Origin of the sequence: Micromonospora marina (assembly GCF_900091565.1) — a bacterium.
Classification (GTDB): domain Bacteria; phylum Actinomycetota; class Actinomycetes; order Mycobacteriales; family Micromonosporaceae; genus Micromonospora; species Micromonospora marina.
In genome coordinates this window covers 62,062-78,722 of the sequence record NZ_FMCV01000006.1, presented here as the reverse complement: position 1 = coordinate 78,722, position 16,661 = coordinate 62,062, and the positions used below count along the sequence as shown (strand labels likewise).

14 protein-coding genes and 1 riboswitch are annotated in these 16,661 nt (G+C 73.1%); of the genes, 10 read left to right on the top strand and 4 right to left on the bottom strand.

The genetic code is table 11. From position 1 onward, the window contains the following. The 5 genes from GA0070215_RS10220 to GA0070215_RS10200 all read left to right on the top strand — a co-directional run bounded on the left by GA0070215_RS10220 (position 1) and on the right by GA0070215_RS10200 (position 5,147). Positions 1–1,218, top strand: coding sequence for an acyltransferase family protein (locus GA0070215_RS10220; RefSeq protein WP_018784861.1), 1,218 nt, complete (start codon positions 1–3; stop codon positions 1,216–1,218). 116 nt (positions 1,219–1,334) lie between these two features. Then, positions 1,335–1,643: a hypothetical protein gene (locus GA0070215_RS10215; protein ID WP_244166940.1), complete on the top strand. Its 309-nt coding sequence runs from the start codon at positions 1,335–1,337 to the stop codon at positions 1,641–1,643. Between the two features lie 133 nt (positions 1,644–1,776). Further along, complete coding sequence (locus GA0070215_RS10210) at positions 1,777–2,541, top strand: hypothetical protein (protein ID WP_091044487.1); 765 nt, start codon at positions 1,777–1,779, stop codon at positions 2,539–2,541. Between the two features lie 309 nt (positions 2,542–2,850). After that, positions 2,851–2,993: riboswitch (cyclic di-AMP (ydaO/yuaA leader) on the top strand. 193 nt (positions 2,994–3,186) lie between these two features. After that, complete coding sequence (locus GA0070215_RS10205; RefSeq protein ID WP_208600319.1) at positions 3,187–4,059, top strand: C39 family peptidase; 873 nt, start codon at positions 3,187–3,189, stop codon at positions 4,057–4,059. 341 nt (positions 4,060–4,400) lie between these two features. Further along, complete coding sequence (locus tag GA0070215_RS10200; protein ID WP_091044479.1) at positions 4,401–5,147, top strand: alpha/beta fold hydrolase; 747 nt, start codon at positions 4,401–4,403, stop codon at positions 5,145–5,147. A 6-nt stretch (positions 5,148–5,153) separates the two neighbouring features. Here the strand turns inward: GA0070215_RS10200 and GA0070215_RS10195 are convergent, their stop codons facing one another. The 4 genes from GA0070215_RS10195 to GA0070215_RS10180 all read right to left on the bottom strand — a co-directional run bounded on the left by GA0070215_RS10195 (position 5,154) and on the right by GA0070215_RS10180 (position 10,152). Next, entirely contained in the window at positions 5,154–6,830 is a 1,677-nt protein-coding gene (locus GA0070215_RS10195; protein ID WP_018784866.1) for a CDP-glycerol glycerophosphotransferase family protein, read from the bottom strand. Positions 6,831–6,849: 19 nt separating this feature from the next. Further along, complete coding sequence (locus GA0070215_RS10190) at positions 6,850–8,352, bottom strand: bifunctional cytidylyltransferase/SDR family oxidoreductase (protein WP_091044476.1); 1,503 nt, start codon at positions 8,350–8,352, stop codon at positions 6,850–6,852. A 104-nt stretch (positions 8,353–8,456) separates the two neighbouring features. Beyond that, on the bottom strand, positions 8,457–9,257 hold the full coding sequence (locus GA0070215_RS10185; protein ID WP_018784868.1) for an ABC transporter ATP-binding protein: 801 nt from the start codon (positions 9,255–9,257) through the stop codon (positions 8,457–8,459). Further along, the gene (locus tag GA0070215_RS10180; protein WP_018784869.1) at positions 9,250–10,152 is read right to left on the bottom strand and encodes an ABC transporter permease; all 903 of its coding nucleotides are present in this window, start codon (positions 10,150–10,152) and stop codon (positions 9,250–9,252) included. Before GA0070215_RS10180 ends, GA0070215_RS10185 begins: the two co-directional genes overlap by 8 nt. A gap of 151 nt (positions 10,153–10,303) precedes the next feature. Here GA0070215_RS10180 and GA0070215_RS10175 point away from each other — a divergent pair, with 151 nt between their 5' ends. The 5 genes from GA0070215_RS10175 to GA0070215_RS10155 all read left to right on the top strand — a co-directional run bounded on the left by GA0070215_RS10175 (position 10,304) and on the right by GA0070215_RS10155 (position 16,643). Continuing rightward, positions 10,304–10,936, top strand: coding sequence for a TetR/AcrR family transcriptional regulator (locus tag GA0070215_RS10175; RefSeq protein ID WP_091044474.1), 633 nt, complete (start codon positions 10,304–10,306; stop codon positions 10,934–10,936). Positions 10,937–11,087: 151 nt separating this feature from the next. Continuing rightward, on the top strand, positions 11,088–12,197 hold the full coding sequence (locus GA0070215_RS10170) for a DegT/DnrJ/EryC1/StrS family aminotransferase (RefSeq protein WP_018784871.1): 1,110 nt from the start codon (positions 11,088–11,090) through the stop codon (positions 12,195–12,197). A 56-nt stretch (positions 12,198–12,253) separates the two neighbouring features. Continuing rightward, on the top strand, positions 12,254–13,279 hold the full coding sequence (locus GA0070215_RS10165) for a Gfo/Idh/MocA family protein (RefSeq protein WP_013285263.1): 1,026 nt from the start codon (positions 12,254–12,256) through the stop codon (positions 13,277–13,279). A 32-nt stretch (positions 13,280–13,311) separates the two neighbouring features. After that, complete coding sequence (locus GA0070215_RS10160) at positions 13,312–14,958, top strand: glycosyltransferase family protein (RefSeq protein WP_244166939.1); 1,647 nt, start codon at positions 13,312–13,314, stop codon at positions 14,956–14,958. Between the two features lie 47 nt (positions 14,959–15,005). After that, on the top strand, positions 15,006–16,643 hold the full coding sequence (locus GA0070215_RS10155; protein ID WP_244166938.1) for a glycosyltransferase: 1,638 nt from the start codon (positions 15,006–15,008) through the stop codon (positions 16,641–16,643). Positions 16,644–16,661 lie beyond the last annotated feature (18 nt).

Genomic DNA, 16,661 nt, shown 5'->3' with positions numbered 1-16,661 from the left:
ATGACCAGCGCGCCGACCGTCACCCGTGCCCCACGACTGCCGTCGCTGACCGGATTGCGGTGGGTCGCCGCGCTGCTGGTCTTTGGCTTCCATGCCGGCACCATGGGGATCGTCGCCGAGCCGCACCTGAAGACCGTGGTGGACAAGGCGTTCAGCCTGGGCCTGTCCGGCGTCGAGTTCTTCTTCATCCTCAGCGGGTTCGTGCTGGTCTGGTCGTACCGGGACGGGGAGCGCGCGTGGACGTTCCTGCGCCGCCGGTTCGCCAAGATCTACCCGAACCACGTGGTGACGTTCGTCGCGGCGCTGGCGGTCGCGGCCTGGTTCGCCGACCCGGTGGTGCCGTGGGCCGCGATCGCCAACTTCTTCCTGGTCCAGGCGTGGATCCCGCTGGGCGGCTACTTCTACAGCGTCAACAACGTGAGCTGGTCGCTCTCCTGCGAGCTGGCCTTCTACCTGTGCCTGCCGCTCGTGGTGCCGTGGCTGCGCCGGGCCCGTACCGGCGTGCTGCGCACCGTGCTGGTCGCGGCGCCGCTGCTTATCCTGGCGCTGTGGCCCGGCCAGCACCTCGTGCCGGAGGAGCAGCGGTGGTGGTTCACCCAGATCTTCCCGGTGACCCGGTCGCTGGAGTTCTGGATGGGCGTGGCCGCCGCCGAGCTGATGCGCCGGCACCGCTGGCGCGGACCGAACCTCGCCGCCGCCACCGGGATCTTCGTCGCCACCTGGGTGGTCGCCGCGCTGTGGATCCCGGCCGAGTTCTGGGCGGCGCTGCTCGCGGTCGCGTACCTGCTGGTCATCGCCGCCGCGGCGGACGCCGACGTGCGTGGCCGGCGCACCCCCTGGCGGTCCCGGGCGATGGTCTGGCTCGGTGAGGTCTCGTTCGCCTTCTACCTGGTGCACGTGCTGGTCATGGTCACCGTGCTGCGGCTGACCGGGCACTGGGGGACCGGGCTGCCCGGCTGGCGCGGCCCGGTCGCGGTGCTCGGCTTCCTGGTGGTCACGCTCGCGCTGGCCGCCGCGCTGCACCGCTGGGTGGAGGTGCCGATGATGCGCCTGCTCGGCCCGTCCCGCCGGGCCCGCGCGGCGTCGCGCGCACCGGCCGTGCCGGCTCCGCGCGAGCCCGCCGAGGCAACCGCCGGCCCGGCCGCCGACGACGGCGCGAGGCCCGTCACCGGTCCGGCCGAGGGCATCGAGTACGCCGGGCGGCGTCGCCCGGACTGACCCGCGCACACGTCCGCCGGTCGATCCGCGACACGCCGTGCGGCGGTGTGCTCGTGAGGGATCGGCGGTAGTTTGTACCCGTGCTTCCGATCGCGCTTACCTGCCCCGTGTGGTGGGTGGCGCGCTGGACCGCCCGGATGCTCGCCAGTCTCGCCGTGGTCGTCGCCTGTTCGTCCGGCGCCGCCACGCTGCCGGCCGGTGTCGCCGCTGCCGCCCCGGCTCCGGCGGTCGCCGCGTCGGCGTACCCGGTCGTGGACGCCCCGACCGCCGGGCGGCCGGAAGTCGACCGCGTCGCCGAGCGGCACGCCGGTCCCGCCGGGGTTCCGGGGCCCGCGCCCCGGGCCGCCGCCCCGGCCGTCGCGGAGCCGGTCCCAGCCGGCCGGACCGCCGCGCCGGCCGGCCCACGGGCCCCGCCCGCCCGCTGATCCGCCCACGGGCCGCGCCCGTTCCCCGCACCCACCGAACTCATCTCCGCACCCGCCCCCGGCGCCCTTGCACCGGCCGCCCGGCGAGGTCGTGCGGGCCCTCCCGCCAGGTCCTTCCGATGAGGTGCCGACCATGTCGCAGACCGCTCTGTACCACTTCCTCACCTCCGTGCCCGAGGCCGCCGCCATCTGGTCCTTCCTGCTGCTGCTCGCCCTCGGCCTGCTCGCCGCGCTCGTCGCCCGCCCCGAACGCGACCCCGCACCGGATGCCGTCGCCGAACCGGCCGACGCCGACGCCGCCCGCCGCGACGACCTGGTCCGGTACGCCGAGGAGGTGGCGGTGGCAGCCGCCGGGGCCGCCCAGACGGCCGGTCGCCGCCGGGAGCGGTGGCTGGCCGAGCAGGACGAGGCGGACCGGGCCTGGACCGCGTACGACGAGGCGGACGCCGCCGCCCGCCGCCTGGCCGGCGCCGCCGCGCTGGCCGCCCCGCGCACGCCTCGCACCCCGGCGGAGTACGCGGCCCGGGAACGCTGGCTGCACCACGCCGCCATGACCGCGCACTGGCGGGGCGACCTGACCGCCCGCCAGCTCGCCGACGTGCTGGCGGGCCGCAACGGGTGGGATCCGCGCCGGCACCCGGCCGAGCAGGAGATCGTGCTGGCCCGGACCATCAGGGACGGGCGCCGGGCCGGATGGGAGAGCGCCGCCGCGCGGGAGCGGGCGGCCTGGCGGGACGCGGAACTGGCTGCCGAGGCCGCCCGGACGCTCGCCGCCGAGGCGTACGCGGCCGCGGCGGCGCTGCGGCCCGCCCCGGCGTACGAGAGCGCGACGACGAGCCCCGTGCCGGTGCCCGCGTCGGTCCGCAACGCCCGGTGGCGCCCGGCCCGGGTGGGCTGAGACGGCCGTCTCGACCGAATCGTTACCCGGAATGTGGTGAGCCCGGTCACCCGCGTTACCGAAACGGGCGCCGGGCGCAGAACGGGTCATCGAGTCGCGCAATTGCCGGCCCGGTGGTCGCGGTCTGTCCGCTTTCCGCCGCGCGGTGCCGTCGAAACTGCTTGTCCCATTGAGTGAAGTGAGTAACAGGGTGTTCCGAAATCCGTTACCGCAGATCACGTTTACGCAGGTGGGAGTGCTTGGCATCGGACATACCCACCGGTAGTGTCGGCGCGGTCCGATGCGGTAATCGATCGCCGACGGCGACGCCGCACCGACCCGCCTAATCGTGTTCCACGAACCGGGGACCCACGAGCAACATCGGGGTGAATCCGCGAGCCCACGGCCCGCGGTAGGGCGTACTTCCCGCCCGAATCCGTCAGCTAACCCGGTCGGCGGCCACGGAAGGAGTACCCCTCGTGCCCATCCCTCGATCGTCCCCCCGCCTCCACGGCGACGCGGTGCCCGCGCCGGCCTGACGCGCGACCGGCAAAACCGCCCCCTCGAGCGCCCGGCATCACGGGCGTTCCCGATCCCCCGGCCATCCGGCCCGTTCAGCACGTGTGAGTTCCTCCGCGTGCCGGGCCGGCCTGCGCCACACGCCCCGTGGAGGATTTCGTGAAGCACCACCTGAAGCGTCAACTGCGACGGATCGTCACCGAACGTCCGTACCGGATCATCGCCGGATCGGCCGCCGCGCTGGTGCTGGCCGCCGGCGCCGGCACCGTCGCCACCGCCGGTGACGACGCCCCGGTCCAGGAGAACACCGCGGCGGTCGCCGATCTCGGCGCCGCCCGCCTCGGCGAGCAGCCCGCCGCCCGCAGCGAGGCCCGCATCGCCGTACCGCAGGCGTCGCCCAGCGTCTCCGCCGCGCCCAGCGCCTCCGCCGTGCCCAGCGCGTCGCCGACAACCGCCCGGCCGGCCAAGGCCGCGGCCGACCCGGACACCACGCCCGAGGCCGAGCCGAAGCCGCCGTCGAGCAAGTCGCTCGACTACGACTACCAGGCGCAGATCAACTACTTCTACTGCGGCCCGGCCGCCGTGCGCAACGCGCTCAGCGCCGCCGGCATCGAGCGCACCCAGGACGCGCTCGCCGGCCCTCTCGGTACCACCGAGATGGGCACCAACTCGGCCGAGGACACCACCCGGGTGCTCAACCAGCAGGTCAATGGCGACCCGTACCGGACCCGGATGATTCCCGGCTCGGCCACTCCGGCCCAGATGGACCGCCTCCAGGCCGACGTGGTCGAGGCGATCAACGACGGCCGCGGGATCGTCGCGAACGTCGCCGGTACCGCCACCGACACCAACGGCGGCTGGCACTCGTTCCCGGGCGGCCACTACGTCGCGGTGGTCGGCTACAAGGACGACGGCCGGACCGTGCGGATCGCCGACTCGGCCGACCCGTCGCTGCCGTCGTACTGGGTCACCACTATCGACCTGGCGCACTGGATCGCCAGCCGCGGCTACTCCGCCTGACCGTCCTGACACGCCGGAGGCCGGCACCCCGTTCCGGGGTGCCGGCGCGGCCCTCGCACGCGCCCTTGCGCGCCGATCTTGGACTTGTGGCGCCCAGTGTGTCCGGCTCGCCCGCGATGGAAGGTGCCACAACTCCAAGATCGCAGAGGTTTCGGGGCGGCCCGGGCGCAAGGTGGGATCGGTGGAGATCTTGGTGGGAAAGGGCCCCTATGCGGGCCGTTTGGTACCAAGATCTCTCGGAGCCGGGAGCCCTTGACAACTCCACTGACAGGTCGATGGTGTGGGCGGGGCGGGCGGGTTCGGTCTCGCCTGACCGGTGCGGGCGGTGGCAGACTGCGCCAATGGGCGATACGACGGGGAAGCGGCACCTGATTCTCCTGCACGGCATGGGCGCCACCGGCGAGGTGTGGCTGCCCTGGGCACCGCTGCTGGAGCGCCGCTGGCCCGGCCGCTGGCTCGCCCCCGACCTCGCGGGTCACGGCTGGTCGCCGCCGCTGCCCGGCTACTCGTTCGAAGCCCTGGCCCAGCGCGTCGCCGACGGGCTCGGCCCGGTCCGGCTCGGCCCCGACGACCGGCTGGTGGTGCTCGGGCACTCGCTCGGCGGGGTGGTGGCACTGGCGCTCGCGGCCCGGCAGCGGGGACATCCGGTCGACGCGGTCATGGGGCTCGGCATCAAGGCGGTCTGGTCCCCGGCCGAACTGGCGAAGTCGCAGGAGCTGGCCGCCCGGCCGGTCACCTGGTTCGCCACCCGGGACGAGGCGGCTCGCCGCTACCTGCGGGTGTCCGGGCTCGCCGGGCTGTTCGCCCCGGACCACCCGGTGGTGGAGGCGGGGCTGCGGCGGGAGGACGGCCGCTGGCGGCTCGCCATGGACCCGGCCGCGTTCGCGGTCGGCGAGCCCCGGTTGCCGGTGCTGCTGTCCGCCACCGACGTGCCCGTGCTGCTGGCCCGGGGCGAGCTGGACCCGATGGTGACCGACGCGCAGCTCAAGGAACTGGGCGCACCGGTGGCCACGCTGCCCGGGCTGGGCCACAACGCGCACGTCGAGGACCCGGAGGCGGTACTCGCCCTGCTCGACCCGTACCTCTGAGCGGGCCTACACCTCGGCGCGCGGCGCCGGGACCGCCCAGTCGGGCTCCAGCTCGCGGCGGGCGGCGGCGAGGAACGCCTCGGCGTACCCGTCGGCGGGGAAGTCGCCCAGGTAACGCGTCCGGGCCGCCCAGCGTTGCGCCGCCTTCGGGTCGGCGTCGAGCAGGCCGGTGAGCACGTCGTCCACGTTGGACATGTCCCGCCGCAGCACGTAGCCGGACGCCGCGAGCGGGAACCGCTCGACGAAGTGCTCGCCGTCGGCACCGGTGTCGGTGACCGCGTACGGCTTGCCGGAGTAGAGCCAGTCGGAGATGACCCCTGATACGTCGGAGACCAGCGCGTCGGCGCGGTTGACGCACTCGGTGAGCGTCAGCGCGCGGCTCGCGGCGGCACCGAACAGGTGCGGCCGGCCGGTCTTCGCCCGGTCGGCGGCGAGCAGTTCGGTGAGCCGGGCGAGCTGGCGGGCCGAGGCCGGGTTCTTGTCGGTGTACGGGTGGGCGCGCAGGATCACCGCGGCGCCCCGGTCGATCAGCCGGCGGATCAGCGTCTCGGCCACCGGCAGCGAGCAGTAGTTGGCGTCGGCGTGGTGCCCGGTCCAGGTCGGGGTGTAGAGGACCGTCGGGTGCGCCGGCGGGGTGACCGGCTCCCGGCGTACCTCGATGGCCTCGACCTGGGGGCGGCCGACCACGACGAACTTGTCGGCGGGGATCTCCACGCCGGCGCGGGCGTACCTGTCGATCGCCGCCTGCCCGGCCACGAAGATCTTGTCGAAGATGGCCGAGACCGGGTTGGCGCTTGGCGCCTTGTCGCTGTCGCCGTGGTGCAACTGCACGTGGGTGAGCTGGTTGAACCGGATCACGTGGGCGTTCTTCGCGCCGTGGTTGACGTAGAACGCCACCCGCAGGCTCGGCACCAGCGCCTCGTCCAGCGCCTTCAGCGTGGGGCAGAGGACCACCGGGGCGCTGGTGGCGGCGGCCACCGTCGCCAGGAACTCCGGCTCGCGCAGCACCACCACGAACGGGCGGCCGATCCGCTCCAGGTACGGCAGCCACATGGTGACCTGGTACTCCGAGCCGGGCGGGGCGGAGAAGTGCAGCAGGAACTCGGGCTGGTGGCGGCGCAGCGCCCGGCCGACCGGTCCACCTCCGGCGGGCGGCCGGAACCGGCGCCGGGCGAGGTCCAGCGCGACCGCACCGCATCCGGCGCCGACGAGCAGCGCGGCGGCGAGCGCCGTCCAGGCGGGAAGTGCCAGGGCGGCGGCGAGCGCCACCACGGCGAGCAGCACCAGCAGCGCGTCGCCGAGCCGGGCGGCGACCACGGGTGTCCACGTACGGACCGGGAGGTTCGCCGCCCGGATCTCCAGCGCGCCGGCCTGCCGCAGCGGGCCGACCAGCAGCACCAGGCCGAGCAGGACCAGCGCGGTGGCGGCCAGCGCCGGGTCGAAGCCGTCGTCGAGGCGACGCGCGTAGCCGACCAGGATGCCGGCGGCGACGAGCACCGTCTCGGCGAGCCCGTCGGCCGACGGCCGGACCCGGCGCTCCCAGGCGGTGGCGGCGAGCGCCGCCACCGCCAGGGCCAGGCCCCAGCCGGTGGCCCCGGTGAGCGCCACGACGAGGAAGGCCAGCACCGCCAGCCCGGTGGTCAGCACCCGGGCGAGCAGCTTGCGGACCAGGTCACCACGCATCTGGTACGTCCCGTCGGATTCAGGCGTCGGCGGACAGCTCGGACCGGTCCGGGCCCGGCTGGGCCGGTACGGCGGCCACCTGCTCGCCGGGGGCCCGGCGCACGTCGACCACCTGGCCGGTCAGTTCGGAGATCAGCACGTCCAGGGACGCCTGCGCGACCGCCTCGGAGGAGAGCAGCGTGTGCTCCGGCTCCTCGCCGAACGCCCGCGTCCGCATCGGGGTGGCGGTGCGTTCCGGGTTGACGCAGTTGACCCGGACGCCGAACTCGGCCCACTCGTCGGCGAGCGCCTGCGTCAGGTTGACCAGCGCGGCCTTGGTGGCCGAGTACAGCGCGTAGCGGGCCCGGCCCCGGGTGTAGGAGCTGGACGTGTAGAGCAGCAGCTGACCCTTTGTCTGCTGGAGGTACGGCAACGACTGGCGCGCGATGGTGACCGGGCCGACGAAGTTGACGTGCAGGAGACGGTCCATCGTCTCGGAGTCCATCTCGGCCAGCGCACCCTTCTCCAGGATGCCGGCGGTGACCACGACGTGGTCGATCCGGCCGGTCGCCTCGAACGCGGTCTTCAGCGCGGCGGCCACGTCCTCGGCGCGCTCGACGTGCGTGCCGGTGGTGGAGCGGCTGAACGGGAAGACCTGGGCGCCGTAGCCGCGGGCCAGCTCGGTCAGGTCGTGGCCGATGCCGTAGCTGCCGCCGAAGACCACGATGGTCCGGCCGGTCAGCTCCTCGGCGTAGCTGCGGTGGTCGGTCAGGCGGGGCGCCTGGGCGGCGGCGAGCTGGAACAGCTTGTCGGCCAGGTGCACGTCGACCGGGTGGGTGACCTTGATGTTCTCGTCCGAGCCGTCGATCACCTTGATCGGCGTGCCGGGCAGGTAGCGCAGCACCACGCCGCAGTCGTCGGTGGCGGCGAAGTCGGGGTCGCCCTCGGCCCGGCGGTACGCCTCGCGGATGGTGCCGGAGCGGAACGCCTGCGGGGTCTGGCCGCGGCGCAGCCGGGAGCGGACCGGGATGTCGGTGATGCAGTCGTCCGCGTCCACCTGGATGATCGTGTCGGCGGACGGGATGGCCACGTCGACAGCCGAGTACGTCCAGAGCGCGTTCACGCACTCGCGCACGATCCGGGCGCTGACCAGCGGGCGGACCGCGTCGTGGAAGAGGATGTTGACGTCGCCCTCGCCGACCGCGTCGAGCGCGATCCGGGTGGTGTCGTTGCGGGTCTCGCCGCCCTCGATCACCTTGGTGACCTTGCGGAAGCCGGCGTCGGCGACGATGCGCTGCGCGTCCGGCACGTGCCCGGTGGCCATCAGCACGACGATCTCGTCGATCTCGGGTGCGGCCTCGAAGACGGCCAGGGTGTGCTCGATGATCGGCTTACCGGCGATCTTGAGAAGCTGCTTCGGGATGCCCAGCCCGAGGCGCGTGCCGGTCCCCCCGGCGAGGATCACGGCCACCGTACGCGCGGGGCGCCAGGGTGCCGGGCTCGCCGGCGCGGCGTCCGGTGCGGTGGTGTGGTCCTGCGTCATTGCCGTACCTCACTCTGGGTGAAAGGGGATGGGTCCGGAAACCTTAACGCGTACGCGGGAGCGCACCGCTCCGGGCGGAACCCGGTGCGGTGCGCTCCGGGGCGCTACTTCTGGTTCTCGTACGCGTCGCAGACCTCCTTGGTGGGGCCGTCCATCTTCAGGACGCCGCTCTCCAGCCAGATGGTCCGTTCGCAGGTGTCCCGGATCGAGCCGATCGAGTGGCTGACCAGGAAGACGGTGCCGGCGCTGTCGCGCAGCTCGCGGACCCGCTGCTCGCTGCGGACCCGGAACTTGCGGTCGCCGGTGGCCAGCGCCTCGTCGATGAGCAGCACGTCGTGCTTCTTCGCCGAGGAGATCGCGAAGCGCAGCCGCGCGCCCATGCCGGAGGAGTAGGTGCGCATCGGCAGCGAGGCGAAGTCGCCGCGCTCGTTGATTCCGGAGAACTCGATGATCTCCGGGGCGATCCGCTTGACCTCGTCCGGGTGCATGCCCATGGCGAGGCAGCCGAGCACCACGTTGCGCTCGCCGGACAGGTCGTTGAGCAGCGCGGCGTTGACGCCGAGCAGCGACGGCTGGCCCTGGGTGTAGACGGCGCCGCGGGCCGGCGGGAGCAGCCCGGCGATGGCGCGCAGCAGCGTGGACTTGCCGGAGCCGTTGCTGCCGATCAGGCCGATCGCCTCACCCTCGTACGCGGTGAAGCTGACGCCCTTGACCGCGTGCACCTCGCGGATGTTCGGCGCCTTGGTGCGGGAGACGATCCGCTTGAGCGCGGAGACCGCGGTGGTGCCGCCGCTCGCGCCCTTGTGGATCCGGTAGATCACGTGCACGTCGTCCACCACCACGGTGGGGACGCGGCCCGAGTCGACAACCGGGCCGGCGTTCAGCGGCAGGGTCTGCTCAGCCACGGCCGTACTCCTTCTCTCCGCGCCAGAAGTAGACGAATCCGCCGACGCCCATCACGATCGCCCAGAGCAGGCCCATCGCCCACAGCTTCAGCGGGGAGCTGATCAGGTTCGCCTGGTGCGATTCGAGCAGCGCGTAGCGGGCCAGCTCGATGAAGACCAGCGGCGGGTTCCACTCCAGGATGTTGGCCGCCCAGCTCGGCAGGTGCTCGCGGATGAGCGCCACCGGGTAGAGCACGCCGGAGGCGTACAGCCAGGTGCGCATCACGAACGGCATGACCTGCTTGAGGTCGGCGGCCTTGGAGCCGAGGCGGGCCATGACCATGCTCAGCCCGACGTTGAAGATCGTCTGGAGCAGCAGCATCGGGACGATCAGGACCCAGCGCAGGGTGATCGGCTCGCCGGTGATCAGCACGATGGCGGCCAGCACGACCATCGACATGAGTAGCTGCTGGAGCTGGACCAGCGTGACGGTGATCGGCAGCGCGGCCCGGGGGAACTGGAGCGCCCGGATCAGGCCCAGGTTGCCGGTGATCGCGCTCACGCCGTTCGTCGCCGCCGTCTGCGTGAAGATGAAGACGAAGACGCCGGTGCACAGGTACGCGATGAAGTTCGGCACGCTCCGGCTCTGGGCCAGGATCAGGCCGAAGATCAGGAAGTAGACGGCCGCGTTGGTGAGCGGCGTCAGCACCTGCCAGAGCTGGCCGAGCTGGGTGTTGCTCAGCGAGGAGGCGACCTTCGCCCGCGAGTACGCGGTCATGAAGTGCCGGTACGCCCACAACCGGCGGGCGTACTCACCCAGAGCCGGTCGTTCGCCGGCCACCCGTAGCCCGTACCGCTGGGCCAGCTGGGCCCTGGTCAGTCCGGATTCGGGGTCGGCCACCGCGGTGTTGGCCATGTTCAGGCGCTCCGATCTTTCGTGCTGATGGGGAGCAGTGCGGTGAGATCCAGCGTGGCCGGGCGGGGAGGAGCCGCCTCGCTGCTGCATGGAAGGTAGTCCACCGAACGTCGGGACGCAACCGTACCGTCGTTGCGCTACATTGTTCCACGTGACGACCGAGAAGAGGCGTGCCCCGGCCGGTGCGGCGGTGCTGCGCGGGGAGATCACCAGTGCCATCCGCGCCGCCGTGATGCAGGAACTGGCCGAGGTGGGCTACGGTCGCCTCTCCATCGAGGCGGTGGCCCGCCGGGCCGGTGTGAGCAAGACCGCCATCTACCGCCGCTGGCGTTCGAAGCTCGACCTGGTGCTGGACATGGTCTCGGCGGTGGCGGGGCGCAACATCCCGCTGCTGGACACCGGCAGCCTCCTCGGCGACCTGGAGATCCTGTTGCACGTGATGGCGCGCGCGTTGCGTCACCGGCTGGCCGCGCAGATCATCCCGGACCTGCTGGCCGAGGCGGCCCGCAACCCGCAGATCGCGGAGAAGCTGCAGGCCGCCCTGGACGACTACCAGCAGGCCGTGGGCCGGATCCTGATCGGCCGGGCGGTCGAACGCGGTGAGCTGTCCCCGGACACCGACCGGCGCGCCGCCGTCGATCTCATCGTCGGCCCGGTCTACTGGCGGATGGCGATCTCCCGGGCCCCGCTGGAGCCCGCCGAGGTGCCCCGGATGGCGGCCGCTATCGTCGCCGCGCTGCGGGTAGCATGCGTGGGGCCTGAGCGCGACGAGGTGGAAGTGTGAGCCCCGGGCCACTCCCGGAGGTCCGTCGCCGATCATGAACAGAAGGTCACAACCCGTCGGACAATCAGTGCGAACGGCTGGTTTTCCCGACAGAGCGGTACCATCCCCCGAAATGTCTCCCATGAACCACGTGTCGACAGGAGGAAGCCCCATGGCCGGGCCGCATCCAGAGTTCATTCCCCCCGCACGGCCGATCATCGGCGAGGCCGAGATCGAGGCGGCCGTCCGGGTGCTGCGGAGCGGCCGGGTCGTGCAGGGCCCCGAGGTCGCGGCGTTCGAGGAGGAGTTCGGTGACCTGGTCGCCGGCCGGCACTGCGTCGCCGTCAACTCCGGCACCTCCGCGCTGCAGCTGACGCTGATGGCGCTCGGCTTCGGCCCGGGCGACGAGGTCATCGTTCCGTCGTTCTCCTTCGCCGCCAGCGGCAACGCGGTCCGGCTGGTCGGCGCCGAGCCGGTCTTCGTGGACATCGAGCCGGGCAGCTTCTGCGTCGACCCGGAGGCCGTCGCCGCCGCCGTCACGCCGAAGACCGTCGCGATCATGCCGGTGCACCTCTACGGCCACCCGGCCGCGATGGACCGGATCATGGAGATCGCGCAGCAGCACGGCCTCGCCGTGGTCGAGGACGCCGCGCAGGCGCACGGCGCCGAGCGCAACGGCACCCCGGTCGGCGCCTTCGGCACCGCCGGCTGCTTCAGCTTCTACCCGACGAAGAACATGCACTCCCTCGAGGGCGGCATGATCACCACCGCCGACGCGGACCTCGCCCGCACCCTGCGGCTGCTGCGCAACCAGGGCATGGAGCAGCGGTACGCCAACGAGATCGTCGGCGCCAACATGCGGATGACCGACGTGGCCGCCGCGATCGGCCGGGTGCAGCTCACCCAGCTCGCCGAGTGGACCGAGCAGCGCCGCGCCAACGCCAAGTTCCTCGACTCGGCGATCACCGGCATGGTCACCCCGCCGGTCGCCGACGGCGCCAAGCACGTCTATCACCAGTACACCGTGCGGGTTCGGGGCGACCGCGACGCCGCCCAGGCGCGCCTCACCGAGCTGGGCATCGGCAACGCGGTCTACTACCCGACCCCGATCCACCGGCTCAAGCCGTACCTCACCGCCGACGGCAAGCCGGGCCCGTGGGACCTGCCGGAGACCGAGCGGGCCGCCGCCGAGGTGGTCTCGCTGCCGGTGCACCCGTCGCTGAGCCAGGCCGAGCTGGAGCGGATCGCCGAGGGCGCGAACCTGGCCGCCGGTGCCCGGTGAGCGCGAGGAGTGAGCCGGGTCCGCGAGCCCCGCAGTCGCGAACGAAGGAGAGCGCAGTGAGTGGACGGAAGCTGCGGGCCGGTCTGATCGGCCTCGGCGCGATGGGCCGCAACCACGCCCGCGTGCTGTCCAACCTGGACGGCGTCGAGCTGGTCGGCGTGGTCGACCCGGCCGGCGACGTGACCGGCACGCTGCGCGCGCCCGTCGTACCCGAGCTGAGCGACCTGCTCGCCCTCGGCGTCGACTACGCCGTGGTGGCCTGCCCGACGGCGCTGCACGAGCCGATCGGCATGGAGCTGGCCGCCAACGGCGTCTGCGCGCTCATCGAGAAGCCGCTGGCCCAGTCCGTCGACGCGGCCACCCGGCTGGTCGAGGCGTTCGAGAACGCCGGCCTGGTCGCCGGCGTCGGGCACATCGAGCGCTACAACCCGGCGCTGCAGAGCCTGCGTACCCGCCTGGAGGCGGGCGAGCTGGGCGAGGTGTTCCAGGTCGTGACCCGGCGCCAGGGCCCGTTCCCGCACCGGATCGCCGACGTCGGCGTGGTGATGGACCTGGCCACCCACGACATCGACCTGACCGCCTGGGTGACCGGCCAGCAGTACAGCTCGGTCGCCGCCCGCACGGTCTCGCGCAGCGGCCGGCTGCACGAGGACATGGTCGCCGTGGTCGGCCAGCTCGCCGACGGCACGATGGTCAACCACCTGGTGAACTGGCTCAGCCCGCTCAAGGAGCGGTCGACAGTCGTCACCGGTGACAAGGGCTGCTTCGTGGCCGACACGCTCACCGCCGACCTGACGTTCTACGCCAACGCCGCCATCGACACCGAGTGGGAGGCGCTGCGCGCGTTCCGCGGCGTGGCCGAGGGTGACATGGTCCGCTACGCCATCCCGAAGCGGGAGCCGCTGCTGGTGGAGCACGAGCGCTTCCGGGACGCGGTGGAGGGCAAGCAGAGCGACATCGTCACGCTGCGGCAGGGTCTGCGTACCGTGCAGGTCGCCGCCGCTCTGCTGGAGTCGTCCGCCGACGGCAAGGTCGTGTCCGTCGCGGCCAGCGGCAGCGACGCGGAGCCGGCACTGCGATGAGCCCGGCGCCGGTGCGGCGGACGGTCTCCGCGGTGCGACGGCGGATTCCCCGGCGGTGGCGCATCGCGCTCCGCCGGGCTGCCGCCGGCGCGCGGCCCTGGCAGACCCCTTCGGTACGCGAACTGTGCGAACTTCCCGCCGGCACGCCGCTGCTGGTGCACGCCGGCGGGATCACCGGCGACCGGGCGCTGGACGGCGTGCTGCGGGCACTCGACCGGCTGCCCGAGTTCCACCTGGCGCTGGTCTGCGACGAGGCGGAGCGGGCGTCGGCCCAGGACCTGGTCCGCCGCGCCGGCAAGGCGCGCCGCCGGGTCCACGTGGTGCCGCGTCCGCGTACGGTGACGGCCGCGTTCGTCGCCCCGGCGGACGTGGCGGTGTTCGGGTTCGACCCCGACGCCGGTCTCGACCTGCTGGACACCTTCCTCGTCGCCGGGCTGCGGGTGGTCGCCGCCGACAGTCGGGTGGCGCGCGAGCACCTCGCCCGGCACGGCGGCGGCGACCTCTTCGCGCCCGGCTCGCTGCCCTCCTTCGCCCAGGCGGTGGAGCGGGCCCGCCAGCGCGGCGGCGACGAGGTGTCGCCGGAGCAGGAGCCGCCGGTCGCGCCGATCGAGGTCGGCACACCGGGCCGGTGGCGCGCGCTCGGTGCCGGGCCGGTCCGGCTGGGACTGGGCACGGCGAACTACGCCGGGCAGCTCTCCGCCCTCGCGGTGGCGATCAGCGCGGCGCGGGCGGACGTCGGCATCGAGCTGGTCGTGGCCAAGCCGCCGGCCACCTACCGCTACCCGGCCGACCGCTACCTGCACTTCCCCGGCGAGCACCGGCTCGACGTGCAGATGCAACAGGCCGCGCGGGTGCTCGGCTGGTACACGCACCTGATCGTGGACGCGTTCCGCCCGGTCCTCGGCCGCGCCAACGGCGACGACATCGCCGCGGACCTGCCCGCGCTGCGCCGGGCCCGGGTCAAGGTCGCGCTGCTGGCACACGGCAGCGAGATCCGCCATCCCGGTGCCCACCTGGAGCGGCACGCGGAGTCCGCGTTCCGGGACGCGCCGGAGGAGCTGCGCGAGCGGCTCACCGCGGTGGCCGAGCGGAACCGGCGCACCGCCGAGGAGAGCGGTCTACCGTTCTTCGTGACCACGCCCGACCTGCTGGACGACGTGCCGTCCGCCACCTGGGCGCCGCTGATCGTCGACGTGGACGCCTGGGCCTGCGACCGCCCGGTGCTGGAACGCACCCGGCCGGTGGTGTTGCACGCCCCGTCCAACCGCTGGACCAAGGGCACCGACCGGCTCCTGCCCCGGTTGCAGGAGCTGCACGATCGACGGATCATCGAACTACGCTTGGTGGAAGGTCTGCCGCACAGCGAGATGCGCCGACTGGTGCAGGACTGCGACATCGTGGTCGACCAGTTGGTGATGGGCAGCTACGGCACCTTCTCCTGCGAGGGGATGGCCGCCGGCAAGGTCGTGGTGGCGTACGTGAGTGAAGGGCCGCACCGGGCCGCCGGAGTCCAGCCGCCGATCGCCAACGCCACACCCGGCACGCTCGTCAAGACGATCGAGTCGCTGCTCGACGACAGGCCCTCCGCGGTCGCCCTGGCCGCGGAGGGCATGCGTTACGTCCGTGACCACCACGACGGCCGGCGGACCGCCGACGCATTCGACTCCTTCCTCCGGTGACCCGCCGACCGCCCGTGCACCACCCCCTCAACGAGGAGAAGCACCCGATGCAAGCTGTCCCGAGTAGCGACGCCCGACCGACCCGGGGACGGGTGGTGATGCTTGTCGACAACGGGGTCCAGGGCGACTCCCGGGTGCAGAAGGCCGCCCGCTCCGCCGCCGAGGCCGGCTGGGAGGTGATCCTGGTCGGCATCCTCAAAGGCGCGGCGACCGAGGACAGCTGGCGCATCGGCGACGCCGAGGTCCGCCTGATCCGGATGCCCCGGCGGCTTACGCATCCGGTCGCGTACCGCCGCGCGCTGCTGCGCCGCCCGCTGGCGTACAAGCCGGGGCCGGACGCCAAGCGGCGGCTGAACGCGCTGCGGGCCCGCCGGGACGACCTGACGTTCCGCCTCTTTGAGATCAAAGTCGACCGGGCGGCGGGCGGGCCCCGCTTCGCCGAGCTGGCCGGCAAGGCCCGGCTGGCCGCGCCGTACTTCCTCAACAAGGCGATGTTCCAGTGGGTCAAGTTCCGCTCGGCGCAGCTGCGGCGGCTCCAGAAGAGCCAGCAGGACCCCAACTCCCGGCTCGACCGCGCCGCGCTGCGGTTCTGGCAGCGCGTGCACGGCGACCGGGCCTGGCGCCGGCTGGACCCGGAACTGTGGGACTTCGAGCTGGCCTTCGCCCCGGTGGTGGACCAGCTGCGGCCGGACCTGATCCACGCGCACGACTTCCGGATGCTCGGCGTCGGCGCGCGGGCCGTCATGCGGGCCCGCGCCGGCGGGCGGGACGTCAAGCTGCTCTGGGACGCGCACGAGTTCGTCCCCGGCATCATCGGCCGGCCCGCCAACCTGCGCTGGCTGCCGGCCCAGATCGCCTACGTGCGCGAGCACGCGCCGTACGCCGACGCGGTCATCACCGTCTCGTCCACCCTGGCCGACCTGCTGCGGGAGAGCCACGACCTGCCCGAGCAGCCGGCCGTGGTGCTGAACGCGCCGCCGCGCACCCTCACGCCGGAGCAGCGGGCCACGCCGGTCCCGGACATCCGGGCGATGTGCGGGATCGACGCCGCCACACCGCTGCTCGTCTACTGCGGCGGCATCAACCCGTCGCGCGGCGTGGACATCATGGTCCGGGGGCTCACCCGGATGCCGGAGGCGCACGTCGCGCTGGTCTCGGTGCATCCCAACGGCAAGGCACCGATCATGTACGAGCTTGAGGAACTGGCCGCCGAGCTGGGCGTGGCGGACCGGGTGCACCTGTTGCCGTACGTGCCGCACTGGCAGGTGTCCGCGTTCGTCTCCCCGGCCGACCTCGGCGTCATCCCGATCCACCACAAGCCGAACCACGAGATCGCGCTGATCACGAAGTTCTTCGAGTACGCCCACGGCGGCCTGCCGATGGTGGTCAGCGACGTTCGGACGATGGCCGAGGCGACCCGGGCCACCGGGCACGGCGAGGTCTTCCGCGCCGAGGACCTGGACGACTACGTCCGGGCGGTGCGTACCGTGCTGGCCGACCCGCAGCGTTACCGGGCCGCGTACGACCAGCCGGGCGTGCTGGAGCGGTGGACCTGGGAGGCGCAGGCCCGGGTGATGGACGAGGTCTACACTGGACTGCTGCCGCACCACCCCGGGCCCGTCGCGCCGGCGGACACCGCCGTCACGCCGGTGCCGAACCAGCGGGCCGCAGTACCGGTGCGCTGACCGGCGCATACGCAGCGG

Excerpts from the sequence above, each read along its gene's own strand:
- GA0070215_RS10220 (WP_018784861.1), top strand. The coding sequence starts at position 1 with ATGACCAGCGCGCCGACCGTCACCCGTGCCCCACGACTGCCGTCGCTG.
- GA0070215_RS10210 (WP_091044487.1), top strand. The coding sequence starts at position 1,777 with ATGTCGCAGACCGCTCTGTACCACTTCCTCACCTCCGTGCCCGAGGCC.
- GA0070215_RS10200 (WP_091044479.1), top strand. The coding sequence starts at position 4,401 with ATGGGCGATACGACGGGGAAGCGGCACCTGATTCTCCTGCACGGCATG.
- GA0070215_RS10195 (WP_018784866.1), bottom strand. The coding sequence starts at position 6,830 with ATGCGTGGTGACCTGGTCCGCAAGCTGCTCGCCCGGGTGCTGACCACC.
- GA0070215_RS10190 (WP_091044476.1), bottom strand. The coding sequence starts at position 8,352 with ATGACGCAGGACCACACCACCGCACCGGACGCCGCGCCGGCGAGCCCG.
- GA0070215_RS10180 (WP_018784869.1), bottom strand. The coding sequence starts at position 10,152 with ATGGCCAACACCGCGGTGGCCGACCCCGAATCCGGACTGACCAGGGCC.
- GA0070215_RS10170 (WP_018784871.1), top strand. The coding sequence starts at position 11,088 with ATGGCCGGGCCGCATCCAGAGTTCATTCCCCCCGCACGGCCGATCATC.
- GA0070215_RS10155 (WP_244166938.1), top strand. The coding sequence starts at position 15,006 with ATGCAAGCTGTCCCGAGTAGCGACGCCCGACCGACCCGGGGACGGGTG.